The organism is Streptomyces sp. NPDC050423 (genome assembly GCF_040655445.1).
Classification (GTDB): Bacteria; Actinomycetota; Actinomycetes; order Streptomycetales; family Streptomycetaceae; genus Streptomyces.
Genome location: NZ_JBFAJY010000029.1, coordinates 56,965 through 74,673, shown reverse-complemented (window position 1 = coordinate 74,673; position 17,709 = coordinate 56,965). Strand labels below are relative to the sequence as shown.

The 17,709-nt window shown below is 70.7% G+C and carries 20 protein-coding genes; 4 read left to right on the top strand and 16 right to left on the bottom strand.

Annotated features, from left to right (window positions below; genetic code table 11):
- Positions 1 to 39: 39 nt before the first annotated feature.
- From AB0I52_RS21695 to AB0I52_RS21685, 3 genes are all read right to left on the bottom strand, one after another.
- The gene (locus AB0I52_RS21695; protein ID WP_363074926.1) at positions 40 to 750 is read right to left on the bottom strand and encodes an NUDIX domain-containing protein; all 711 of its coding nucleotides are present in this window, start codon (positions 748 to 750) and stop codon (positions 40 to 42) included.
- Positions 747 to 1,124 carry a DUF4406 domain-containing protein gene (locus tag AB0I52_RS21690; RefSeq protein WP_363074924.1) on the bottom strand — a complete coding sequence of 126 codons (378 nt, stop codon included), beginning with the start codon at positions 1,122 to 1,124 and terminating at the stop codon, positions 747 to 749. Before AB0I52_RS21690 ends, AB0I52_RS21695 begins: the two co-directional genes overlap by 4 nt.
- Positions 1,125 to 1,224: 100 nt before the next feature.
- Positions 1,225 to 2,010, bottom strand: coding sequence for a DeoR/GlpR family DNA-binding transcription regulator (locus tag AB0I52_RS21685; protein WP_363074922.1), 786 nt, complete (start codon positions 2,008 to 2,010; stop codon positions 1,225 to 1,227).
- A 282-nt stretch (positions 2,011 to 2,292) separates the two neighbouring features.
- Here AB0I52_RS21685 and AB0I52_RS21680 point away from each other — a divergent pair, with 282 nt between their 5' ends.
- Positions 2,293 to 3,099: an SGNH/GDSL hydrolase family protein gene (locus tag AB0I52_RS21680; RefSeq protein WP_363074920.1), complete on the top strand. Its 807-nt coding sequence runs from the start codon at positions 2,293 to 2,295 to the stop codon at positions 3,097 to 3,099.
- A 94-nt stretch (positions 3,100 to 3,193) separates the two neighbouring features.
- Here the strand turns inward: AB0I52_RS21680 and AB0I52_RS21675 are convergent, their stop codons facing one another.
- Entirely contained in the window at positions 3,194 to 3,583 is a 390-nt protein-coding gene (locus AB0I52_RS21675) for a nuclear transport factor 2 family protein (RefSeq protein ID WP_363074918.1), read from the bottom strand.
- A gap of 113 nt (positions 3,584 to 3,696) precedes the next feature.
- Positions 3,697 to 4,536, bottom strand: a complete 840-nt coding sequence (locus AB0I52_RS21670; RefSeq protein ID WP_363074916.1) for a class I SAM-dependent methyltransferase — start codon at positions 4,534 to 4,536, stop codon at positions 3,697 to 3,699.
- A gap of 70 nt (positions 4,537 to 4,606) precedes the next feature.
- Here AB0I52_RS21670 and AB0I52_RS21665 point away from each other — a divergent pair, with 70 nt between their 5' ends.
- Both AB0I52_RS21665 and AB0I52_RS21660 read left to right on the top strand, forming a co-directional pair.
- Positions 4,607 to 6,469, top strand: a complete 1,863-nt coding sequence (locus AB0I52_RS21665; protein ID WP_363074914.1) for a prolyl oligopeptidase family serine peptidase — start codon at positions 4,607 to 4,609, stop codon at positions 6,467 to 6,469.
- A 91-nt stretch (positions 6,470 to 6,560) separates the two neighbouring features.
- Complete coding sequence (locus AB0I52_RS21660; protein ID WP_363074912.1) at positions 6,561 to 7,448, top strand: SURF1 family protein; 888 nt, start codon at positions 6,561 to 6,563, stop codon at positions 7,446 to 7,448.
- A gap of 46 nt (positions 7,449 to 7,494) precedes the next feature.
- On the opposite strand, the gene AB0I52_RS21655 is transcribed toward AB0I52_RS21660, so the two are convergent.
- The 10 genes from AB0I52_RS21655 to AB0I52_RS21610 all read right to left on the bottom strand — a co-directional run bounded on the left by AB0I52_RS21655 (position 7,495) and on the right by AB0I52_RS21610 (position 17,011).
- Positions 7,495 to 8,718, bottom strand: a complete 1,224-nt coding sequence (locus tag AB0I52_RS21655) for a hypothetical protein (RefSeq protein ID WP_363074910.1) — start codon at positions 8,716 to 8,718, stop codon at positions 7,495 to 7,497.
- Positions 8,719 to 8,822: 104 nt separating this feature from the next.
- The gene (locus AB0I52_RS21650) at positions 8,823 to 9,398 is read right to left on the bottom strand and encodes a SigE family RNA polymerase sigma factor (protein WP_207319729.1); all 576 of its coding nucleotides are present in this window, start codon (positions 9,396 to 9,398) and stop codon (positions 8,823 to 8,825) included.
- Positions 9,399 to 9,772: 374 nt separating this feature from the next.
- Positions 9,773 to 10,837: an aspartate-semialdehyde dehydrogenase gene (locus AB0I52_RS21645; RefSeq protein ID WP_363074908.1), complete on the bottom strand. Its 1,065-nt coding sequence runs from the start codon at positions 10,835 to 10,837 to the stop codon at positions 9,773 to 9,775.
- Entirely contained in the window at positions 10,834 to 12,105 is a 1,272-nt protein-coding gene (locus AB0I52_RS21640) for an aspartate kinase (protein WP_363074906.1), read from the bottom strand. The genes AB0I52_RS21645 and AB0I52_RS21640 overlap by 4 nt, the downstream gene beginning before the upstream one ends.
- A 213-nt stretch (positions 12,106 to 12,318) precedes the next feature.
- Complete coding sequence (locus AB0I52_RS21635) at positions 12,319 to 13,695, bottom strand: ParB/Srx family N-terminal domain-containing protein (RefSeq protein WP_363074904.1); 1,377 nt, start codon at positions 13,693 to 13,695, stop codon at positions 12,319 to 12,321.
- Positions 13,696 to 13,979: 284 nt separating this feature from the next.
- Positions 13,980 to 14,405 (bottom strand): PIN domain nuclease, encoded by a 426-nt coding sequence (locus tag AB0I52_RS21630; RefSeq protein WP_363074902.1) that lies wholly within the window; start codon positions 14,403 to 14,405, stop codon positions 13,980 to 13,982.
- Positions 14,402 to 14,617: a hypothetical protein gene (locus AB0I52_RS21625; protein WP_363074900.1), complete on the bottom strand. Its 216-nt coding sequence runs from the start codon at positions 14,615 to 14,617 to the stop codon at positions 14,402 to 14,404. Before AB0I52_RS21625 ends, AB0I52_RS21630 begins: the two co-directional genes overlap by 4 nt.
- Positions 14,618 to 14,704: 87 nt before the next feature.
- Positions 14,705 to 15,652 (bottom strand): hypothetical protein, encoded by a 948-nt coding sequence (locus AB0I52_RS21620; protein WP_363074898.1) that lies wholly within the window; start codon positions 15,650 to 15,652, stop codon positions 14,705 to 14,707.
- 322 nt (positions 15,653 to 15,974) lie between these two features.
- Positions 15,975 to 16,214 (bottom strand): DUF397 domain-containing protein, encoded by a 240-nt coding sequence (locus AB0I52_RS21615; RefSeq protein WP_363074896.1) that lies wholly within the window; start codon positions 16,212 to 16,214, stop codon positions 15,975 to 15,977.
- On the bottom strand, positions 16,211 to 17,011 hold the full coding sequence (locus AB0I52_RS21610; protein WP_363074894.1) for a helix-turn-helix transcriptional regulator: 801 nt from the start codon (positions 17,009 to 17,011) through the stop codon (positions 16,211 to 16,213). Before AB0I52_RS21610 ends, AB0I52_RS21615 begins: the two co-directional genes overlap by 4 nt.
- An 84-nt stretch (positions 17,012 to 17,095) precedes the next feature.
- Here AB0I52_RS21610 and AB0I52_RS21605 point away from each other — a divergent pair, with 84 nt between their 5' ends.
- Positions 17,096 to 17,497, top strand: a complete 402-nt coding sequence (locus tag AB0I52_RS21605) for a hypothetical protein (RefSeq protein WP_363074892.1) — start codon at positions 17,096 to 17,098, stop codon at positions 17,495 to 17,497.
- Here AB0I52_RS21605 and AB0I52_RS21600 read toward each other — a convergent pair whose 3' ends face one another.
- On the bottom strand, positions 17,498 to 17,671 hold the full coding sequence (locus tag AB0I52_RS21600; RefSeq protein ID WP_363074890.1) for a helix-turn-helix transcriptional regulator: 174 nt from the start codon (positions 17,669 to 17,671) through the stop codon (positions 17,498 to 17,500).
- Positions 17,672 to 17,709 lie beyond the last annotated feature (38 nt).

Here is a 17,709-nt window from a genome sequence, read left to right as displayed (position 1 = left end):
AGGACGGGCGCCGGTGGGGCAGCCGATGGTGACGCGGGCTCAATCCGCCTGCCGGGCAGGCGAGGAGGGCGGACCGGGGTGCCGGTAGGGTCCGTCCAGGGCTGCCCACTGGAGCAGCATGATGGTCTTGGCATCAGCGATGTCCCCGCTGCGGATCATCGCGAGCGCCTCGTCGAAGGCCAGTTCCACGGTCGCGATGTCCTCGCCCTCCTCCGCGACCCCGTGCCCGTACTCGTACTCGTGCCCGTCGGCCACCGTGGTCACGGGATCGTAGGGAGCGGCGTAGAAGTGCAGGCGCTCGGTCACCGATCCCGGGCTCATGTAGACGGTGAACACCGGCTCGGGGACTCCGATGACGTATCCGGTCTCCTCGGCCGCCTCCCTGCGGATGGCCTCCTCCGGGGCGTCTCCGTCCAGCAGCCCGGCGGCGGCCTCGATCAGCATCCCGTCGGGGTGCCCGTTCACGTACGCGGGCAGGCGGAACTGGCGGGTCAGCAGCACGGTGCGGCGGTCGGTGTTGTGGAGCAGGATCGTGGCGCCGTCGCCCCGGTCGTACGTCTCGCGCTGCTCCCGGCTCCAATGCCCGTCACTGTGCTGGTAGTCGAAGGTCGTCCTGCGCAGGACGTACCAGTCGCAGGAGAGCACGTCCACGTCCCTGACGCGCACCCGCGGGTTCCCGGTCAGGTCCCGGCCGTGCCGGTCCAGGCCCGTGCGCCCGCGCCGGTCCGGGGTGTCCAGGCCGGCGGTCACCGCGCGGCCGGGATGTCGCCGATGCCGGTGTAGACGTCCAGGCCCAGGCCTCGGGCCCTCGCCACCATCCGGTCCGCGCCCTCCGAGGGGCCTCCGATGCGCAGTACGGCGTCGCAGCGGGCCAGCAGGCGTTCGGCTACGGGGTGGAAGATCTCCTGGAAGACCGGGTCGCCCGGCCCCGTGCTCCCCGCGGCCTCCACCAGGGGAAGGGCCAGGGCCTCGCCGGTGAGCGGCAGGTGGCCCGCGCGGAAGAGCGCCAGTGCGGTCAGGTTCATCGCGCGCACATGGGCGTCGAGTTCGGCCGGGTCGTCCCCGGTCCCCGAACGGTAGGGGCCGGCGACCAGGATCATCAAGGGGCGCGGGACGGCGGTCATGACAGGTGCTCCTCGCGGTGGGGCCGGAGTTCGGGGCCGGGGCCGGAGTTCGGGGCCGGGGCCGGAGTTCCGACCGAGATGGAACCGGGTTCGGCCGGGGTCAGGCCAGGGTGGTGCGGACGCCCTCGTCGCGCAGGGCCGTAAGGGTCCGGTGACCGTTGGGGTGGGTGGCCGGGTCCTCGGCCGCGGCGTCGGTGACGAAGGCGTCGACCGCGCCCAGCGGGGCGACCTGGCTGAACGCGCGCACCCCGAGCTTGGTCGCGTCCGCCACCGCGATCGTCCGGGTGGCTCCCGCCAGCGCGGCCTGCTTGACCGCCGCGTCGTCCAGCGAGAACTCCGACCACCCGTACTCGGCGTGCACACCGCCGATGGACAGTACGAAGCAGTCGAAGGCCAGCGCCTCCAGCGTGCGCAGGGCCAGCGGGCCGACGAGGGACCGCTCGCCGGGACGGGACCGGCCGCCCACGACCAACAGGTCGATCCCGGGCCGGTCCGCCAGGCTCACCGCGGCCTGCAGGCTGAGGACCGCCACCGTGAGCGGGGCCCGTCCGGCGAGGTGCTCCGCGACATGGACGGTCGTGGTGCCCGCGTCCAGCAGCACCCTGGAACCCGGCTCCACCATCGCGGCCACCGCCGCCCCGAGCCGGTCCTTGGTCGCGGCCTGCCACGGCTCGCGCGCCGCGAATCCCGCCCCTTCCTCACGGGACCGTGTGGCGACGGCGCCTCCGTGCACCCGGCGCACCAGTCCCTGGCGCTCCAGCGCGTCGAGATCCCTGCGCACGGTCATTTCGGAGACCCCCAGACGATGGGAGAGCTCCGACACGGAAACCCGGTCGGAGCCCTGCACCAGCCGCAGGGTCAGGTCCAGACGATTAGCGACACCCATGACTCATTTCTAACACAGTCATGTTTGTTTGAACATCACCATGTGCGAGTTCTCGGCCTCCGTGCAAGCACCTGCGAAAAGGCGGCCGAACAGCCGTAAACCCCTTGTTTCGGGTGGAGTTCGCGGATTATCTACGCGCGGAGCTACGGGTGTCGAACGATCATTCGGGCAATTCCGACAGGTTCCCGCCTGGCTATTACCGACTGGTACCGGAAGCTGCTAGAACAGTTGACGCTCAATCAACCCCCCACCCACCCCCCACATTTCGGAGGGCTGACAGCTATGTCAGTACGGAGATTCTGGGCGTCCGCATCCACTCTGCTCCTCGCCGCCGCGGCTGCTCTGGGCATGGCCCAGCCGGCCTCGGCATCCTCTTCGGCCGCCGCCGGCGGGTACGTCGCCCTGGGCGACTCGTACTCGTCCGGTGTCGGCGCGGGAAACTACCTCTCCGACAGCGGTAACTGCCGGCGCAGCAGCAACGCCTACGCCTACCTCTGGGCGGCGGCGAACTCGCCGTCCTCGTTCGACTTCGTCGCCTGTTCGGGCGCCACGTCGAGCTCGGTGGCGAGCAGCCAGCTCGGCCCGCTGAACTCGTCGACCTCGCTGGTCAGCCTGACAGCGGGCGGCAATGACGTCGGGTTCGCCAAGGTCATGCAGGACTGCGTGCTGTCCGGCGAGGCCGCCTGCCTCGCCAGTGTGAATTCCGCCGTCTCGCAGATGAACAGTTCACTGCCGGCCGGTCTGAGCTCGCTCTACGGATCCATCCACTCGAAGGCCCCGCAGGCACATGTCGTGGTGCTCGGCTACCCGCGCTTCTACAAGATCGGCGGAAGCTGCATCGCCGGGCTCACGGAAGCGGAGCGCACGGCCATCAACAACGCGTCCGACGTGTTGAACGGTGTCATCGCCAAGCAGGCCGCCAACGCCGGATTCACCTTCTCCGGCGTCGCGGACGAGTTCACCGGGCACGAACTGTGCTCCGGCGACCCGTGGCTCCACAGCGTCTCGATCCCCATCGAGAACTCGTATCACCCCAAGGCCGAGGGACAGTCGGGCGGCTACCTGCCCGCCTTCCGCTCAGCCGCGTAGGAACCACGGGAAGCAGCGGCGCGGCAACGGCTCCGGAGCCCCGGCTCCGAGGCCCTGCCGCGCCGCTGCCGTGTTCCACCTCGCTCCGCCGTGCTCAGTACCGCTCGACGAGATGCTCCCGGCCCGCCGGGGGCTCGTACGGCTCGGGCCAGAAGTCGGTGATCTCGCTGATCCGCCCCTGCGCGTCGAACGTGAAGAAGTGGATGGCGTGCAGCTCCTGCGCGCCGACCGTGAACAGCGTCCGGACCGCCACCTGCCGTCCGTCCCGGTCGGCCACTGTCCGCTCGACCCGCACCCGCCACTCGCCCGGGTACTCCCGGTTGAAGCTGACGTACCGCTCCTTGCCGCGAACGCGCTCGCGGGTCTGCGGCAGGTCGTACAGCACCTCGTCGGCGAGCGTCGCCGCGAAGGTGTCCCAGTCGCGGAGGTCGGCTGCGGTCCAATAGGTCTCGACCGTGGCACGCAGATCAGCAGTCGTGGTCATGCACCGAGTCTGGACCCCGCCACTGACAATCGCCCTGACCTCGGACAATCGGCCCGCCCACCGTCGAAACGCCGCCCGCTCCGCGCACCGGTCTCAGGGAAGCCGCACCGGTCTCAGGGAAGCCGCACCGGCCGGGTCGCCTTGATCGAGTACATCAGCGGGATGCGCGGCCGCGCCGCCGGGAAGCGGTAGCAGCCGTCCGGCCGACGCTCCAGCGCGGTGAAGCGCGCGAAGAGCGAGGCGTCGTGCTCGTGCAGGAACTCGATCCGCAGCCCGGCCGCGGCCAGGGCCGAGACCACGTTGCCCACCGGGTGCTGCCATTCGACGCTGCGGTTGTGGACGGTCGGCGCGTCGAAGTCCGCGTACGTGCCCGGCGTCTCGTCCACCCAGGCGTCGCGGCTGAAGTAGTCGTGCACGACCCGCGAGCCGGTCGCGTCGTCGAGGCAGTCGGTGAGCGGATGGAACTCCGCCAGGTAGAGGAAACCCCCGGGCGCCACGAGCGAGGCCGCCGTCTCGGCCCAGCGGTCGATGTCGGGCAGCCAGTTCAGCGCGCCGACACCGGTGTAGACGATGTCGTACGAGGAGTCCGGGACGGCCTCCGCCGCGTCGTGGACGTCGGCGGCGACGAACGCCGCCCGGTCCGGGGGCAGGCCGAGGTCCCGGGCGAGCGAGCGGGCGGTCTCGACGGCCGGTTCGGAGAAGTCGAGGCCGACGACCTGGGCGGCGCCCTGCCGGGCCCAGGAGAGGGTGTCGAGCCCGATGTGGCACTGGAGGTGCAGCAGCGACCGGCCCGTCACGTCCCCGACCTCCGCCAGCTCGAAGGCGCGCAGGGAGTCCTTGCCCGCGCGGAAGGCGTCCAGGTCGTAGAAGTCACTGCCGGTATGGATGGGCACACGTTCATCCCACATCGCGCGGTTGGCTTCGCGCCAGTCGGCGGGTATCGGTGCATGCATGTCGGCGAGGTTATCCACAGGCTGCGGACGGGGCGAACGGATTGTCGGCGGCCCGGCGCAGAATGGGGGCATGACTGAGACCACTGGTTCGACGACCGATTCCGTTCCGGAGTGGGAGCAGCGTTTCCGGGCTCCCCGGGTGTCCCTGCCCGACTGGGCCGAGGACGCGCCGGACCGCGCCCTGTTCGTCTCCAACGCGACGGGGACGTACGAGCTGTACTCCTGGGACCGGGCCACCGGTGAGCAGCGCCAGGTCACCGACCGGCCGAACGGGACGACGGACGGCGCGCTGACGCCGGACGGCGAGGCCATCTGGTGGTTCGACGACACCGACGGCGACGAGTTCGGGGTGTGGATGCGCCGGCCGTTCCCCGGCGGCGCGGGCGACGCCGGGGCCGCGAAGGACGAGCCGGCGGCGCCCGGCCTTGAGCCTTCGTACCCGGCCGGGCTCGCGATCGGCCGGGACGGCACCGCGGTGGTGGGCCGTTCGACGGACGAGGACGGGACGACGGTCCACGTCGTACGGCCCGGGGCGGCGGCCGTCGAGATCTACCGCCACCGCGAGTCGGCCGGGGTCGGTGACCTGTCGCGCGACGGGACGCTGATCGCCCTGGAGCACACCGAGCACGGTGACGCGATGCACTCCGCGCTGCGCGTGGTGCGGCCGGACGGCACCGCGGTCGCCGAGCTGGACGACACCGAAGGGGGCACGAAGGAGCTGGGCCTCGCCGTTCTCGGCTTCGCCCCGGTGGCGGGCGACACCCGGCTGCTGGTCGGCCACCAGCGGCGCGGCCGGTGGGAGCCGATGATCTGGGACCCGGTGGCGGGCACCGAGACGGACCTCGCCATCGAGCTGCCGGGCGATGTGGGCGCCGAGTGGTATCCGGACGGCTCCGCGCTGCTGATCGAGCACGGCTTCGAGGCCCGCAGCGAGCTGTGGCGGTACGGGCCGGCGGCGGGCGACGGCACCCTGGTGCGGGTGGAGACGCCCACCGGTTCGGTCTCCGGGGCCACCGCCCGCCCGGACGGCACGGTGGAGTACCTCTGGTCGTCGGCCGCCGAGCCGCCCGTCGTCCGGTCCACGACCGGTGCGGTGGTGCTCGATCCGCCGGGTGCGAAGGCTCCGCGCTCCGTGCCGGTCGAGGACGTGTGGGTGGAGGGGCCCGGGGGCCGGGTCCACGCGCTCGTCCAGCGTCCCGCGGCCCCGGCCGAGGGGCCGTTCCCGACCGTCTTCGAGATCCACGGCGGCCCGACCTGGCACGACAGCGACGCCTTCGCGGGCGGGCCCGCCGCCTGGGTGGACCACGGCTACGCGGTCGTCCGGGTCAACTACCGGGGCTCGACCGGCTACGGGCGGGCCTGGACGGACGCGCTCAAGCACCGGATCGGCCTGATCGAGCTGGAGGACATCGCGGCGGTGCGGGAGTGGGCGGTCAAGTCCGGCCTCGCGGACCCGGAGAGGCTGGTCCTGGCCGGCGGTTCGTGGGGCGGCTACCTGACCCTGCTCGGCCTCGGTACGCAGCCCGGCGACTGGGCCGTGGGCCTGGCCGCCGTCCCCGTCGCGGACTACGTCACGGCGTACCACGACGAGATGGAGGCCCTGAAGGCGATGGACCGCACCCTCCTGGGCGGGACGCCGCAGGAGGTGCCCGAGCGCTTCGAGGCCTCGTCGCCCCTGACGTACGTCGACGCCGTGCGGGCCCCGGTCTACATCTCGGCGGGCGTCAACGACCCGCGCTGCCCGATCCGCCAGGTGGAGAACTACGTGGACCGGCTGAAGGACCGGGACGCGGTGCACGAGGTCTACCGCTACGACGCCGGTCACGGCTCGCTCGTCGTGGAGGAGCGGATCAAGCAGGTGCGCCTGGAGCTCGACTTCGCCGCCCGCCACTTGGGGACGTCGGGGCCGGCCGGGACGGATCAGGCCGCGTAGGAGCCGGATAGCCGCGTAGGAGCCGGATAAAGGGCCCCTCCACGGGTGCCCCCGCTCCGGACGGCCGGAGCGGGGACCGTACCGTGGAGGGGTGTACCGGTTTCTGCTGACCCCGCGATGGTGGGGGATCAACCTCTTCGTCGTGCTGGCCATCCCGTTCTGCGTGTTCATGGGCACGTGGCAGCTCGGCCGCTTCGAGGACCGCGTGCAGACGCACGAGGCCGCCGACAAGCAGCCCGATCCGGGCACGAGGGCCGCCAAGCCGCTCGACGAGCTGCTGCCCGTCGACACGGTGACGTCCGGCCGTCCCGCCACCGCGACCGGCCGGTACGCCGACCAGTTCCTGGTGCCCGGCCGGAAGCTGGACGACCGGACCGGCTTCTACGTCGTGGGCATGCTGCGCACCGACAGCGGCAAGGCGCTGCCCGTGGTGCGGGGCTGGCTGCCCGGGAAGGCCGGACACACCTCGGTGCCGGCCGCGCCGACCGGCGACGTCACCGTGACCGGCGACCTCCAGGCCTCGGAGAACACGGCCACGGCGGGGGTCGACGCGAAGGGCGGGCTCCCCGACGGCCAGGTCGGCATGATCAGCGCCGCGTCACTCGTCAACCTCGTGCCCTACGACGTGTACGACGCATGGGTGACACTCCAGCAGACCGACGCCCGCCCCGGTGGCAAGTCCGCCGCCGGTGCGGACGCCGCCAAGGGCGCCGCCGTCCTGCGCCCCGTACCGGCCGCCGCGGCGCAGGGCACCGGGCTCGACCTGAAGGCCTTCCAGAATCTGGGCTACCTGTGCGAGTGGTTCGTCTTCGCGGCGTTCGTGCTCTTCATGTGGTTCCGGCTGGTCCGGCGTGAGGCCGAGGCCGTCCGGGACCTGCGGCTGGGCCTCGTCGCCGACCCAGACGCGACCCCGGCCCCGGACGCGGACACAAGCTCGGACGACACGGACGCGACCCCGGACCCGGCCACGGGCCGCTGAACGCCGGGCGCTCCCGCACCGCTCCGGCACCGCTCCGGCACCGCTCCTACGACGACGGCTCCAGCGCGCCCGTCCGGTAGATCGTGCCCGCACAGGCGTTGGCGATCTTCGTCTCGGCGACCGGCGCTCCCGGTTCCGGGGTGTGCTTCACGGAGACGCTGCCCTGCGCCGTCCCCGGGCCGTCCTCGCTGCCGAGCTGCGTCTCCGTACCCGCTGCGGTGTCCCCGGTCCCGCTGCCCGTACTGGACCCGGACAGGCCCCCGGTGCTGCCGGCCGCGCCCTCCGTCGGGCTCGGGGAGGCTGAACCGCCGGTCGTCGGGCAGGTGTCCCCCGGGACCCAGGCGAACTGCACCTCGTACGCCATCTCCGGCTTCAGCAGCACCGTCGCCTCCTCCTGCGCGGGATCGGGCAGTCCGGACGCCGCGTCCCCCTGGGTGTGCCGGACGACCACGATCTTGGCCGGGTCCGCCGCGCCCATCGCCTGGAAGCCCACCGTTCCGCCGCTGCTCACCGAGCAGTCCTTGCCGGAGACATTGGCGATCCGGAACGTTCCGTACACCGTGCCGTCGGCACCGGCCGCGCCGGTGCTGGCCGAGGCGACCCCGAGCTGGTCGGGCGAGCAGGTCGGCATGCCGGCCGCCGCGCTGGCCCGCGGGTCGGCCGAACCGCCGGCCGTCGTGCCCGCCACGCCCTGGCCGCTGCTGGCGGACGGGCTGGCCGAGCTGTCGGGGACACCGTCACCGGCGTCGTGCCGCCCGTCGCTCCCGACGCCGCCGTTCGGGCCGCCGGAGGCAGGACCGGGCTCCTCGCCGTTGCCGCCCTGTGCCTGTTCGCCGTGACCGGCGATCGCGGGGCTGGCGGTGTTCGATCCCTCGGAGTTCGCGACGTGGACGAAGGCGGGGACCGCGGTGCCGATGAGCAGGGCCGCCGCAGCCGCGCCGACGAGCGCCTGCCGCCGCCGGGCCCGCCGGGCGGGCACCGCGCGGTACAGGTGGTCGAGGCTGCCGTCACGGGGTTCAAGGCCCTGCACGGCACCGCGCATCATCCGGCGCAGCGCGTCCTCGTCGGCGTCCGCACCATCGTGGGAACCGAAGCCGAAGCCTGAGCCGGAACCGAAGTCGGAGCCGAAGTCGGAGCCGCTGCCACCACGGCTGCCACCGCCGCTGCCACTGCCACCGCCGCTGCCGAAGAGGTCGGACAGCCCACCGGGCTCCGTGCCCGGTCCTGCGTCGCGGTCCGTGCCCGGGGTGCTGTCCGGCCCGTGATTCACAATTCCGTTTCCAGTCCGGTCAATCCGATGTCCGAATGAGGGCCCGTGCCGGTGTCCGTTCTCGCCCTCGTGCCCGTGACCGTGCTCGTGGCCGTCGCGCCGGCTCATGCCTGCGCCTCCATCACCACGCGCAGCGCCGCGATGCCGCGGGAGCCGTACGCCTTCACCGAGCCCAGGGATATCCCGAGGGTCGTGGCGACTTGTGCCTCGGTCATGTCCGCGAAGTAGCGCAGCACCAGTACCTCCCGCTGGCGCCGTTGCAGCCCCCGCATCGCCTTGATCAGGGCGTCCCGCTCCAGTTGGTCGTACGCACCCTCCTCCGCGCTCGCCATGTCCGGCATGGGCTTGGAGAGCAGCTTCAGCCCGAGGATGCGGCGACGCAGCGCGGAGCGGGAGAGGTTGACGACGGTCTGGCGCAGATACGCGAGTGTCTTCTCGGGCTCCCGTACCCGGTTGCGCGCGGAGTGCACGCGTATGAACGCCTCCTGCACGACGTCCTCACAGGATGCCGTGTCGTCCAGCAGCAGGGCCGCGAGGCCGAGCAGCGAACGGTAGTGGGCGCGATAGGTTTCGGTGAGATGGTCAACTGTAGTTCCGGCCGCCACGCTGTCGTCAGCGCCCTCGCGCTGTGACGGCAGCCCTGTCGGGCGCGTAGCGGGCATGGGCGCGATCACCGGCATGCCGCCGGGCGCGCGGGGCCGTCTGAGCGGTCGCACCGAAGCGCCGCGCAAGGGGCCCACCACTGTGATATCGAGTACCTCTGCCACGCCAGTTGGACACGTTTCCCCCCGTCAGGGTTGTACGCATACGGCACCGCGTTTGACACCATGCGATATGCCTTCATACGTAACCGCTCTTCCCCAAATACCCCGAATGTGCGCCTCGCCGCGCAAGAAGTGACGGCTTAGACGCGCGCCGCCCGACCGGCGGTTGCAGCGGGCCGAAAGGTCATCGTCGGACACCGCGACACCCCAGCTCAAGAGGTTCAGACCAGCAACTTGCTCACAGGGCGTTCACAGAACGTACAAAGGGGTTCGATCAGGACCGGGGAAATTCAGTGCGCGGGGAATTCGGCAGCCACCGACTCGGCGATCTGCGCCACGTTCAGCGCGGCGCCCTTGCGGAGGTTGTCGCCGCAGACGAAGAGTTCCAGCGCCCGCGGCTCGTCCATCGACCGGCGGACCCGGCCGACCCAGGTCGGATCGGTGCCCACCACGTCGGACGGGGTCGGGAAGTCGCCCGCCCCGGGGCTGTCGTACAGCACCACGCCGGGCGCGGTCGCCAGGATCTCGTGCGCCCGGTCGACCGTGACCTCGCTCTCGAAGCGGGCGTGCACGGACATCGAGTGGGTGGCGATCACGGGGACGTACACGCAGGTCGCCGACACCCGCAGGCTCGGCAGATCGAGGATCTTGCGGCACTCGTCGCGGATCGCCAACTCCTCGGACGACCAGCCGTCCCCGGCGTCCGTACCGGCCCACGGCACGACGTTGAGGGCGACGGGTGCGGCGAACGGGCCGTCGTCGCCGTCCCCCACGACCCGGCGTACGTCGCCCGGTTTCGTGCCCAGTTCGGTGCCGGCCACCATCGACAGCTGCTCGCGCAGCGCGGCGACGCCGTCGCGCCCGACTCCACTGACGGCCTGGTACGAGGACACGACGAGTTCCCGCAGTCCGAATTCGGCGTGCAGCGCGCCGACCGCGACGATCAGCGCCAGCGTCGTGGAGTTCGGGCTCGCGACGATGCCGCGCGGTCTGATCCGGGCGGCGTGGGGGTTGATCTCGGGGACGACGAGCGGAACGTCGCCGTCCATCCGGAAGGCCGCGGAGTCGTCGATGACGACCGCGCCCCGGGACGCGGCGAGCGGCGCCCAGCGTTCGGACACCTCGTCGGGCGCCAGGAACAGCGCCACGTCCACGCCGTCGAAGATGTCCTCGGAGAGTTCGACGACCTCGGTCTCCTCACCGCGCACCACCAGCTTGCCGCCGGCCGAACGCGGCGAGGCGATCAGCTTCACCTCGCCCCAGACATCCGCGTGTTCCGAAAGGATCTGGAGCATGACGCCACCGATCGCCCCGGTCGCGCCGACGACCGCGAGCGAAGGGCGGCGTGTGGTCATCGGCCGGTGCCCCCGTACACGACTGCCTCGTCGGAGTCGCTGTCGAGGCCGAAGGCGGAGTGCACGGCGCGCACGGCCTCGATGACGTCGTCGGCACGGGTGACCACTGAGATGCGGATCTCGGAGGTCGAGATCAGCTCGATGTTCACACCCGCGTCGGACAGTGCCTCGAAGAAGCCCGCGGTGACGCCCGGGTTGGTCTTCATGCCGGCGCCGACCAGGGAGATCTTGGCGATCTGGTCGTCGTAGCGCAGCGAGGCGAAGCCGATGGCACCGCGGCTGCGCTCCAGGGCGTCGATGGCCTTGCGGCCCTCGGACTTCGGGAGCGTGAACGAGATGTCGGTCAGACCGGTCGACGCGGCGGAGACGTTCTGCACCACCATGTCGATGTTGACCTCGGCGTTGGCGATCGTACGGAAGATCGCGGCGGCCTCGCCCGGCTTGTCGGGCACACCGACGACGGTGACCTTGGCCTCGGAGACGTCATGGGCGACTCCGGAGATGATCGCGTGCTCCACCTGCTGGTCCCCTTGCGGCTCGTTGCTGACCCAGGTTCCGCGCAGTCCCGAGAAGGACGAGCGGACGTGGATCGGAATGTTGTAGCGGCGTGCGTATTCCACGCACCGGTGCAGCAGCACCTTGGAGCCGGACGCCGCCAGCTCCAGCATGTCCTCGAAGGAGATCCAGTCGATCTTCCGGGCCTTCTTGACGACCCGCGGGTCGGCGGTGAAGACACCGTCCACATCTGTATAGATCTCACAGACCTCGGCGTCCAGCGCGGCGGCGAGCGCGACCGCGGTGGTGTCGGACCCGCCGCGACCCAGGGTGGTGATGTTCTTGCCCTCCTGGCTCACCCCCTGGAACCCGGCGACGATGGCGATGTTGCCCTCGTCGATCGAGGTCCGGATGCGGCCCGGCGTCACATCGATGATGCGCGCTTTGTTGTGGACCGAGTCGGTGATGACGCCGGCCTGACTGCCGGTGAACGACTGGGCCTCATGGCCCAGGTTCTTGATCGCCATGGCCAGCAGAGCCATGGAGATCCGCTCTCCCGCGGTCAGGAGCATGTCGAACTCACGCCCGGCCGGAATCGGGGATACCTGCCCGGCGAGTTCGATCAGCTCGTCCGTCGTGTCGCCCATCGCTGACACCACGACAACCACCTGGTTGCCGTTCTTCTTGGCATCGACGATTCGCTTGGCGACGCGCTTGATGCCCTCGGCATCGGCTACGGAGGAACCTCCGTACTTCTGCACGACAAGGCCCACGTGCGCTCCTCGCTCAATCCATTGCTGTCGGCTCAGTTTAACGAGCAGCCCGGAAACGCCTCGCCGATACCACATGCTGAGATGTCCCGCTCACCACGTGATCACCGGCGCGCCGTTCCGAACTGCTCGTACGAGGTTGCTGCCCGCCGATCGTCCCGGCACTCCTCTATGTGTCCCAGGCCACACGCCCGGCACCGGGGACGGCCACACCGGCTACGGGTTGCCGACCAGCTGGACGGGGCCCTTCAGGGTGTTCGGGGTGCAGCCGGGGCCCGACAGGGTCAGCCGTTCCTCCGTGCCGACCACGGAGAGCGGGCCGGCCAGCGACGTGCCGCAGATCTGAACCGTACGCGCGCCGACCGCCTGGACGGGCCCGGTGATCTCGGCGCCCTTCGCCACCAGGCTCGCGCCCGCGCCGACCACGACGGGGCCGGTCAGCCTCGTACCGTCCAGGCATGTGACGCCGGAGGAGATGACCAGCGGTCCGGTGTGCTTGCCGGTCACCGTCTTGGTGCAGGCGGGGGCGGCGGGGACACGGGCCCGGTAGTCGAGGGCGTACGCGAGCTTGCCGGGCTTCGCGTCGGAGATCGGGGCGCTGAGCTTCCCGAACTCGCCGCCGGTCGCCTTCTTGCCGTTGTTCCACTCCGCCATCCGGCCGAGCTCGTCGGCGGTGCGGCCGTCGGCGATGACGGTGTCGCCGGGCGTCGCCGACATCACCTCCGAGGCGGTGCGGATCGCGGAGAGGTACGAGGCGGGGGCGGTCAGGTCGTACGTGCCGAGGTCGACGCGCTCACGCAGCCAGGTGCCCCACTGGAACTCCAGGAACTCCGCGGCGTCGGCGGGCGCCCGGTAGCCGATGTCACGGGTGAAGTAGACGAGGCTGCGGTAGCGGTCGTCGTGGAAGTGGGCCAGGCCGAGGCGCTGGGGAAGCTGGTCCGTGGTGATGGGCCGGTTGTTCTCGTCCCGCAGCCAGACCCACTTCTTCTCCTGCATGGTCCTCCAGAACGCGGCGGTGGACAGCCCGCTCAGGTTGTCCACGACGCGCAGCCTGATGTGGGTCTTCGGGCCGCCGTCGGGCGCCTCCAGGAGCGACGTCAGGGAGTGGTGCCCGTCGGTGAGGTACAGGACACCGCCGGGCCCGACGACGACCGTCTTCATCGCGGCACGGGTCTCGGCCGTCTCCTTACCGAGGGGGACGGTGCAGGTGAAGCTCGACGCGTCGGAGAGCCTGGCGCCGGGCTGCACGCTCGCGGCCTTCTCCTGGCCGTTGGTCTCGCACCAGTCGTCGAACCGCTTGTTGAAGTCGCCGTTCGCCTCGTCCTTGGTGCCGGTGTAGCGGCCCAGCTTGTAGTAGATCTGATCGAAGCCCACGGTGGACTGGGTGGGACGCAGCTGGTCCAGGGTGACATCGAGCAGCTCCCCGGCCTCGGGGGCCCCGGCCGTGGAGCCGGCCACGCTGCCCGCCGCCGCGGCCGTACCACCACTGGCGAGCACCCCGCCCAGCACCACCGCGCCCGCGGCGAGCCCGGCCCCCAGACGGCGCAGGCGAGGGGCGCGGGGCTGGGGCTGGGTACGGACTGAGCCGGTCATACGGTCTCCACGTGTCTGCGGGGGCGAGGCGGGGCGCTGCGTGGGGTGCGCCGAGGATCGTGCACATCCACTCATCCGCACCCGCCCCGACTGGCGAATCCCGGCCATCGGGCGGGTGTCGGCCGGGTGAACGCCTGCGACGGGTGACTCAGCGGCCCGTCCTCGGCCCCGGTACGGCCGGGCGCCCCGCGGCCGCCCGCAGCCCCGCCACCCTGGCCGCGACGTCCGTACGCTGCCGGGGACGGGCCAGGAACGTGTCGGGGATGTCGCCCGGGAGGCCGGGGCTACTCGAGCCGGTCGGCCAATCCGGGCTCGACGACCCAGCGGCTCGGATGCCCGGTGATCTCAGCGATCCGGTCGTAGTCCTCGTCGTAGTGGAGAACGGTGACACCGTGGCGCTTCGCGGTCGACGCGATCAGCAGATCAGCGAGCGAGAACGCGCGGTGGTTGCCGTTGGCCACCGCCGCGCGCTGGGTGTCCAGCACCGTGTCCCACACCTCATCGGGGCACGGCAGGTGATCGAATCCCGACATCCAGCGGTCCAGCCGCTTCGCATCGGCGACGCCACGGGCCGAGTACATTGCCTCCACCCGGACAGCAGCGGACATGCATAAGAGCCCCCGGTCCCTCAGCGGGTCCAGCATCTTGGCAACCACGGGCTGCTTCCAGCGGGCAAAGGCCGACTTGTCCAGCAGGTACCGTTCGCTCACGCCGCCGACGTCTCCTGTCCGGGTCCACCCGGCACGTCCGGCATGAAGTCGATCTCGCCCGACTTGATCGCGTCGCTGAATTCCTCGCGCCGCAGCCGCTTCGCCGCGTCCTCCACGGCTGCCGTAATCGCCTGCTCGTCTGTCTCCACCCCGTACTTCGCACGGGCATCGGCGACGAACGCCTCGTCGATCCGAACTGTGTACCGGGCCATGTCCGGCCCCCTTTCAGCGCACGGAATCACGGGACCACCCCCACGATAGGTCGATGTCCACGGGATGACAGTTGCCACGGGCCGCGCTCAGCGGCCCGTCCTCGGCCCCGGTACGGCCGGGCGCCCCGCGGCCGCCCGCAGCCCCGCCACCCTGGCCGCGACGTCCGTACGCTGCCGGGGACGGGCCAGGAACGTGTCGGGGATGTCGCCCGTCGCTCCGTTCGCCTCGTCCCGGTCGATGTCCGCGCGGCAGTCCACGCAGACACCGTCCACGAGCGTGGTGGTGCTCTCGTCCTCGTCGCAGAAGGCGCACATCTCCAGCGCCGCCACGATGGTCTCTTCCACTTCCCGGAACTTGTTCTTCTTCGGCTGCGGTACGGGCGGCATCTTGTTCTCCAGTCGAGTACGGAGGAAGGCTCCGGCGGAATGCACGGAAGCCGGCAGTCCTGACACCAGTGCCTGGCTGATCTGCTCACGGCCCAGCCCGCGTGCCAGCCACTCCTGCACCAGCGGTTCCAGGGCGACGCATTCGCCCTCGGAGAGCTGGAGCCTCGGCTCCCTGCTCCCGAGTCCGGCGAGCACGTCGTACGACTCCGAGCGCGCGGCCGGAACGCCCGGCTCGGGCTCGGACGCGGGCTCGGCAGACGGCACCGCGTCCGGTGCCGGGGGCTGTCCCGGAGCGTCCACGCCCCGGATGTACCGGATGTACCGCGCCCACCAGGCCGCGTCGCGGGAGGTGCGGGCGAAGAACGTACGCGTCACCCAGCGCAACCCGCTGCCCTCCACGGCGATCTGCACCCTGATCCGGCGCAGGTGCCCCGCCCTGGTCAGCCGGTCCAGCGCACTGCGGCACGCCTGCTGCCCGTAGTCGGGCAGTTCCTCGGCCAGCACCTTGTAGCCGATCGCGGCACCCTCGGGCAGCCGGTCGATGTACGCGGCGATGGCCGCTTCCCGCGTGGGCAGATGCGCGAAGTCGGCCGCGCCGCGCGGGGCTTCGTCGGGGACGAGCCGCTTGCCGTAACCGGCTTTGGCCATGCGGTGAGCGGGCGCACGCAGGGCAGCACTAACATGGGCAGAAGTCATGTGGATCGAGTCGCTTTCGATCTATCAGGACAAGATCCCGGTTGGTGTTGGTGCACCGCCGGGATCGTCCGTTTTAAGGACTGTTACACCGAACCTAGAGCGCGCACACGCTGTGACGCAAGCCGATCACCGAAAGTCATCCGCACAGGTGATACGCGGGACTTGGGAGGGTGGGTGGGTTCAACCTCACCACCCATTCCTACAGAAAGAGGCTCGGACTCCGAGACTCGCGGCTCGGGGCTTAAGCCTCGGGCCGACCTGCGGAAACGCGGCCCTACGCCACCGCGAAGGCGACGAACGCCGCCCAGGGCGCGGCCGGAACCGTCAGCTCGGGGCCACCGGTCAGCTTGGAGTCGCGGATGTGTATCGCGGTGGGGCAGGGGGCGACCTGAACGCAGTTGCCGCCCTCGGAGTCGCTGTACGTGGACGTGCGCCAACTCAGGGCGGCTTCGACGCAGGCGCCGCCTTCGGAGTTGCTGTAACTCGACTTGAACCAGCGCAGCTCGCCACTCATAACTCGTCCACCATCCGCTCAATGAAGTCTGCCGACTCTCGCACCCCCAGAGCCTCCATACGGATCATGCTAAGCCGCTCGCTCGTCATGCTGACCATGCTCGGATCGGAACTCAATCGACTGTCGAACTGCCCCTCATCGAAGGCAAGTCGCTCATGGTCCGACGATTCCAGCAGTACCACCGGACCCAACAGGGCAGCAGGAATGGCTCTTTCAAAGGGCATCACTTGCACGGACACATTACGCAACTGCCCCAGCTCCAACAGCTGGATCAGCTGCCCCCTGTCCACGTGCGGGCCCCGCAGCACCGCTTCGTAGAGGACGAAGCTCAGGGCGACTGGGGGCTTGCGCCGCAAAATCGCCTGGCGCTCCAGCCTGGCCGATACACGCGCTTCCACGGTCTCCTCGTCCAAAGGCGGCGAGTGGTTGCCGATCAGTGCTTGCGCGTACGACTTCGTCTGCAACAAGCCGGGCACCAGGACCGTTTCGTACCACCAGAGGCTGATCGCCTCGCTTTCCCGCCCCATGAAGTCCTGCGCCCGCGCGGGAAACTTCTCCCGCCGCACGAAGTGCTTCGCGGCGCTCAGCAGCCCCTCCGCCCGGAGCAGCGCATCCGCCGCATCCAGCAGTTGCGGCGTCGGCATCCGTACGCCCTGCTCCATCGACTTGATCGTGTCCGGGGCGTACTTCGCCGCCGCGCCCAGTTCCTCCCGGCTGACGCCCGCCCGCGTACGCCAGCGTTTCAGCTGGTCACCGCAGTAGCGCCAAGCCGCGGGGGGCGGGTCCTGAACTGACACAGCAGCCACCTCCATTGGATACACAGCACCGCGTATCGCAGTAGTCGCTACCGAGCGTAGCCACTTCACTGCCACCGTGTAGCCATGACGCAAGAGATTCACCGCCCTGACTGGGTCCCCTTCTCCGGGCACCAACTCCGCATGAGCGGGATCCACTTCGACGCCCTGCGCATCCAGGGCATCCGAGGCGAGGAGGTCGCGGCCCGGCTGGGGCGGGCCACGGAGGACGATGCCGGGCCGATCGTGTGGCAGGGGACCGGGATGCGCTGGATGTACTTCCTGCTGCCGCCGCGCACCGCGGGCGACCGCGCGTGGCCGCTGGACGTCGAGCGGTTCGGGACCCGGCACCAGGTCAGCTACGTCGGCGTACCGGCGCTGAACGGGCACACCTGGCCGCTGATGTGGCAGTCCTGGCCCACGCCGACGGCGCCCTTCGTGGACGCGGACCGGCTCTGGTCGGCCCTCGGCCGGGTCGATCGCCTGTGATCAGGCCGCGCCCACGATCCGATCGCCGTACTCGATGGAGACCGTGATCTTGGCTCCCAGCGCCGACGCGTAGGTGCGCATGGTCTCCAGATTGTGGATCTCACCGCGTTCGATCTGGGAGACCCGCGCCTGGGAAATCCCGACCGCATCGGCCCAGTTGTCGTACTGAGTCATCGAACGCCTCCGTCTTCCCGTGCCCCGTCGCACTGGCG

Bases quoted from the DNA above. Each gene is read 5' to 3' on its own strand.
- AB0I52_RS21690 (WP_363074924.1), bottom strand. From the start codon at position 1,124: ATGACCGCCGTCCCGCGCCCCTTGATGATCCTGGTCGCCGGCCCCTAC.
- AB0I52_RS21685 (WP_363074922.1), bottom strand. From the start codon at position 2,010: ATGGGTGTCGCTAATCGTCTGGACCTGACCCTGCGGCTGGTGCAGGGC.
- AB0I52_RS21680 (WP_363074920.1), top strand. From the start codon at position 2,293: ATGTCAGTACGGAGATTCTGGGCGTCCGCATCCACTCTGCTCCTCGCC.
- AB0I52_RS21675 (WP_363074918.1), bottom strand. From the start codon at position 3,583: ATGACCACGACTGCTGATCTGCGTGCCACGGTCGAGACCTATTGGACC.
- AB0I52_RS21670 (WP_363074916.1), bottom strand. From the start codon at position 4,536: ATGCATGCACCGATACCCGCCGACTGGCGCGAAGCCAACCGCGCGATG.
- AB0I52_RS21665 (WP_363074914.1), top strand. From the start codon at position 4,607: ATGACTGAGACCACTGGTTCGACGACCGATTCCGTTCCGGAGTGGGAG.
- AB0I52_RS21650 (WP_207319729.1), bottom strand. From the start codon at position 9,398: ATGCCGGTGATCGCGCCCATGCCCGCTACGCGCCCGACAGGGCTGCCG.
- AB0I52_RS21645 (WP_363074908.1), bottom strand. From the start codon at position 10,837: ATGACCACACGCCGCCCTTCGCTCGCGGTCGTCGGCGCGACCGGGGCG.
- AB0I52_RS21635 (WP_363074904.1), bottom strand. From the start codon at position 13,695: ATGACCGGCTCAGTCCGTACCCAGCCCCAGCCCCGCGCCCCTCGCCTG.
- AB0I52_RS21625 (WP_363074900.1), bottom strand. From the start codon at position 14,617: ATGGCCCGGTACACAGTTCGGATCGACGAGGCGTTCGTCGCCGATGCC.
- AB0I52_RS21620 (WP_363074898.1), bottom strand. From the start codon at position 15,652: ATGGCCAAAGCCGGTTACGGCAAGCGGCTCGTCCCCGACGAAGCCCCG.
- AB0I52_RS21615 (WP_363074896.1), bottom strand. From the start codon at position 16,214: ATGAGTGGCGAGCTGCGCTGGTTCAAGTCGAGTTACAGCAACTCCGAA.
- AB0I52_RS21605 (WP_363074892.1), top strand. From the start codon at position 17,096: ATGACGCAAGAGATTCACCGCCCTGACTGGGTCCCCTTCTCCGGGCAC.
- AB0I52_RS21600 (WP_363074890.1), bottom strand. From the start codon at position 17,671: ATGACTCAGTACGACAACTGGGCCGATGCGGTCGGGATTTCCCAGGCG.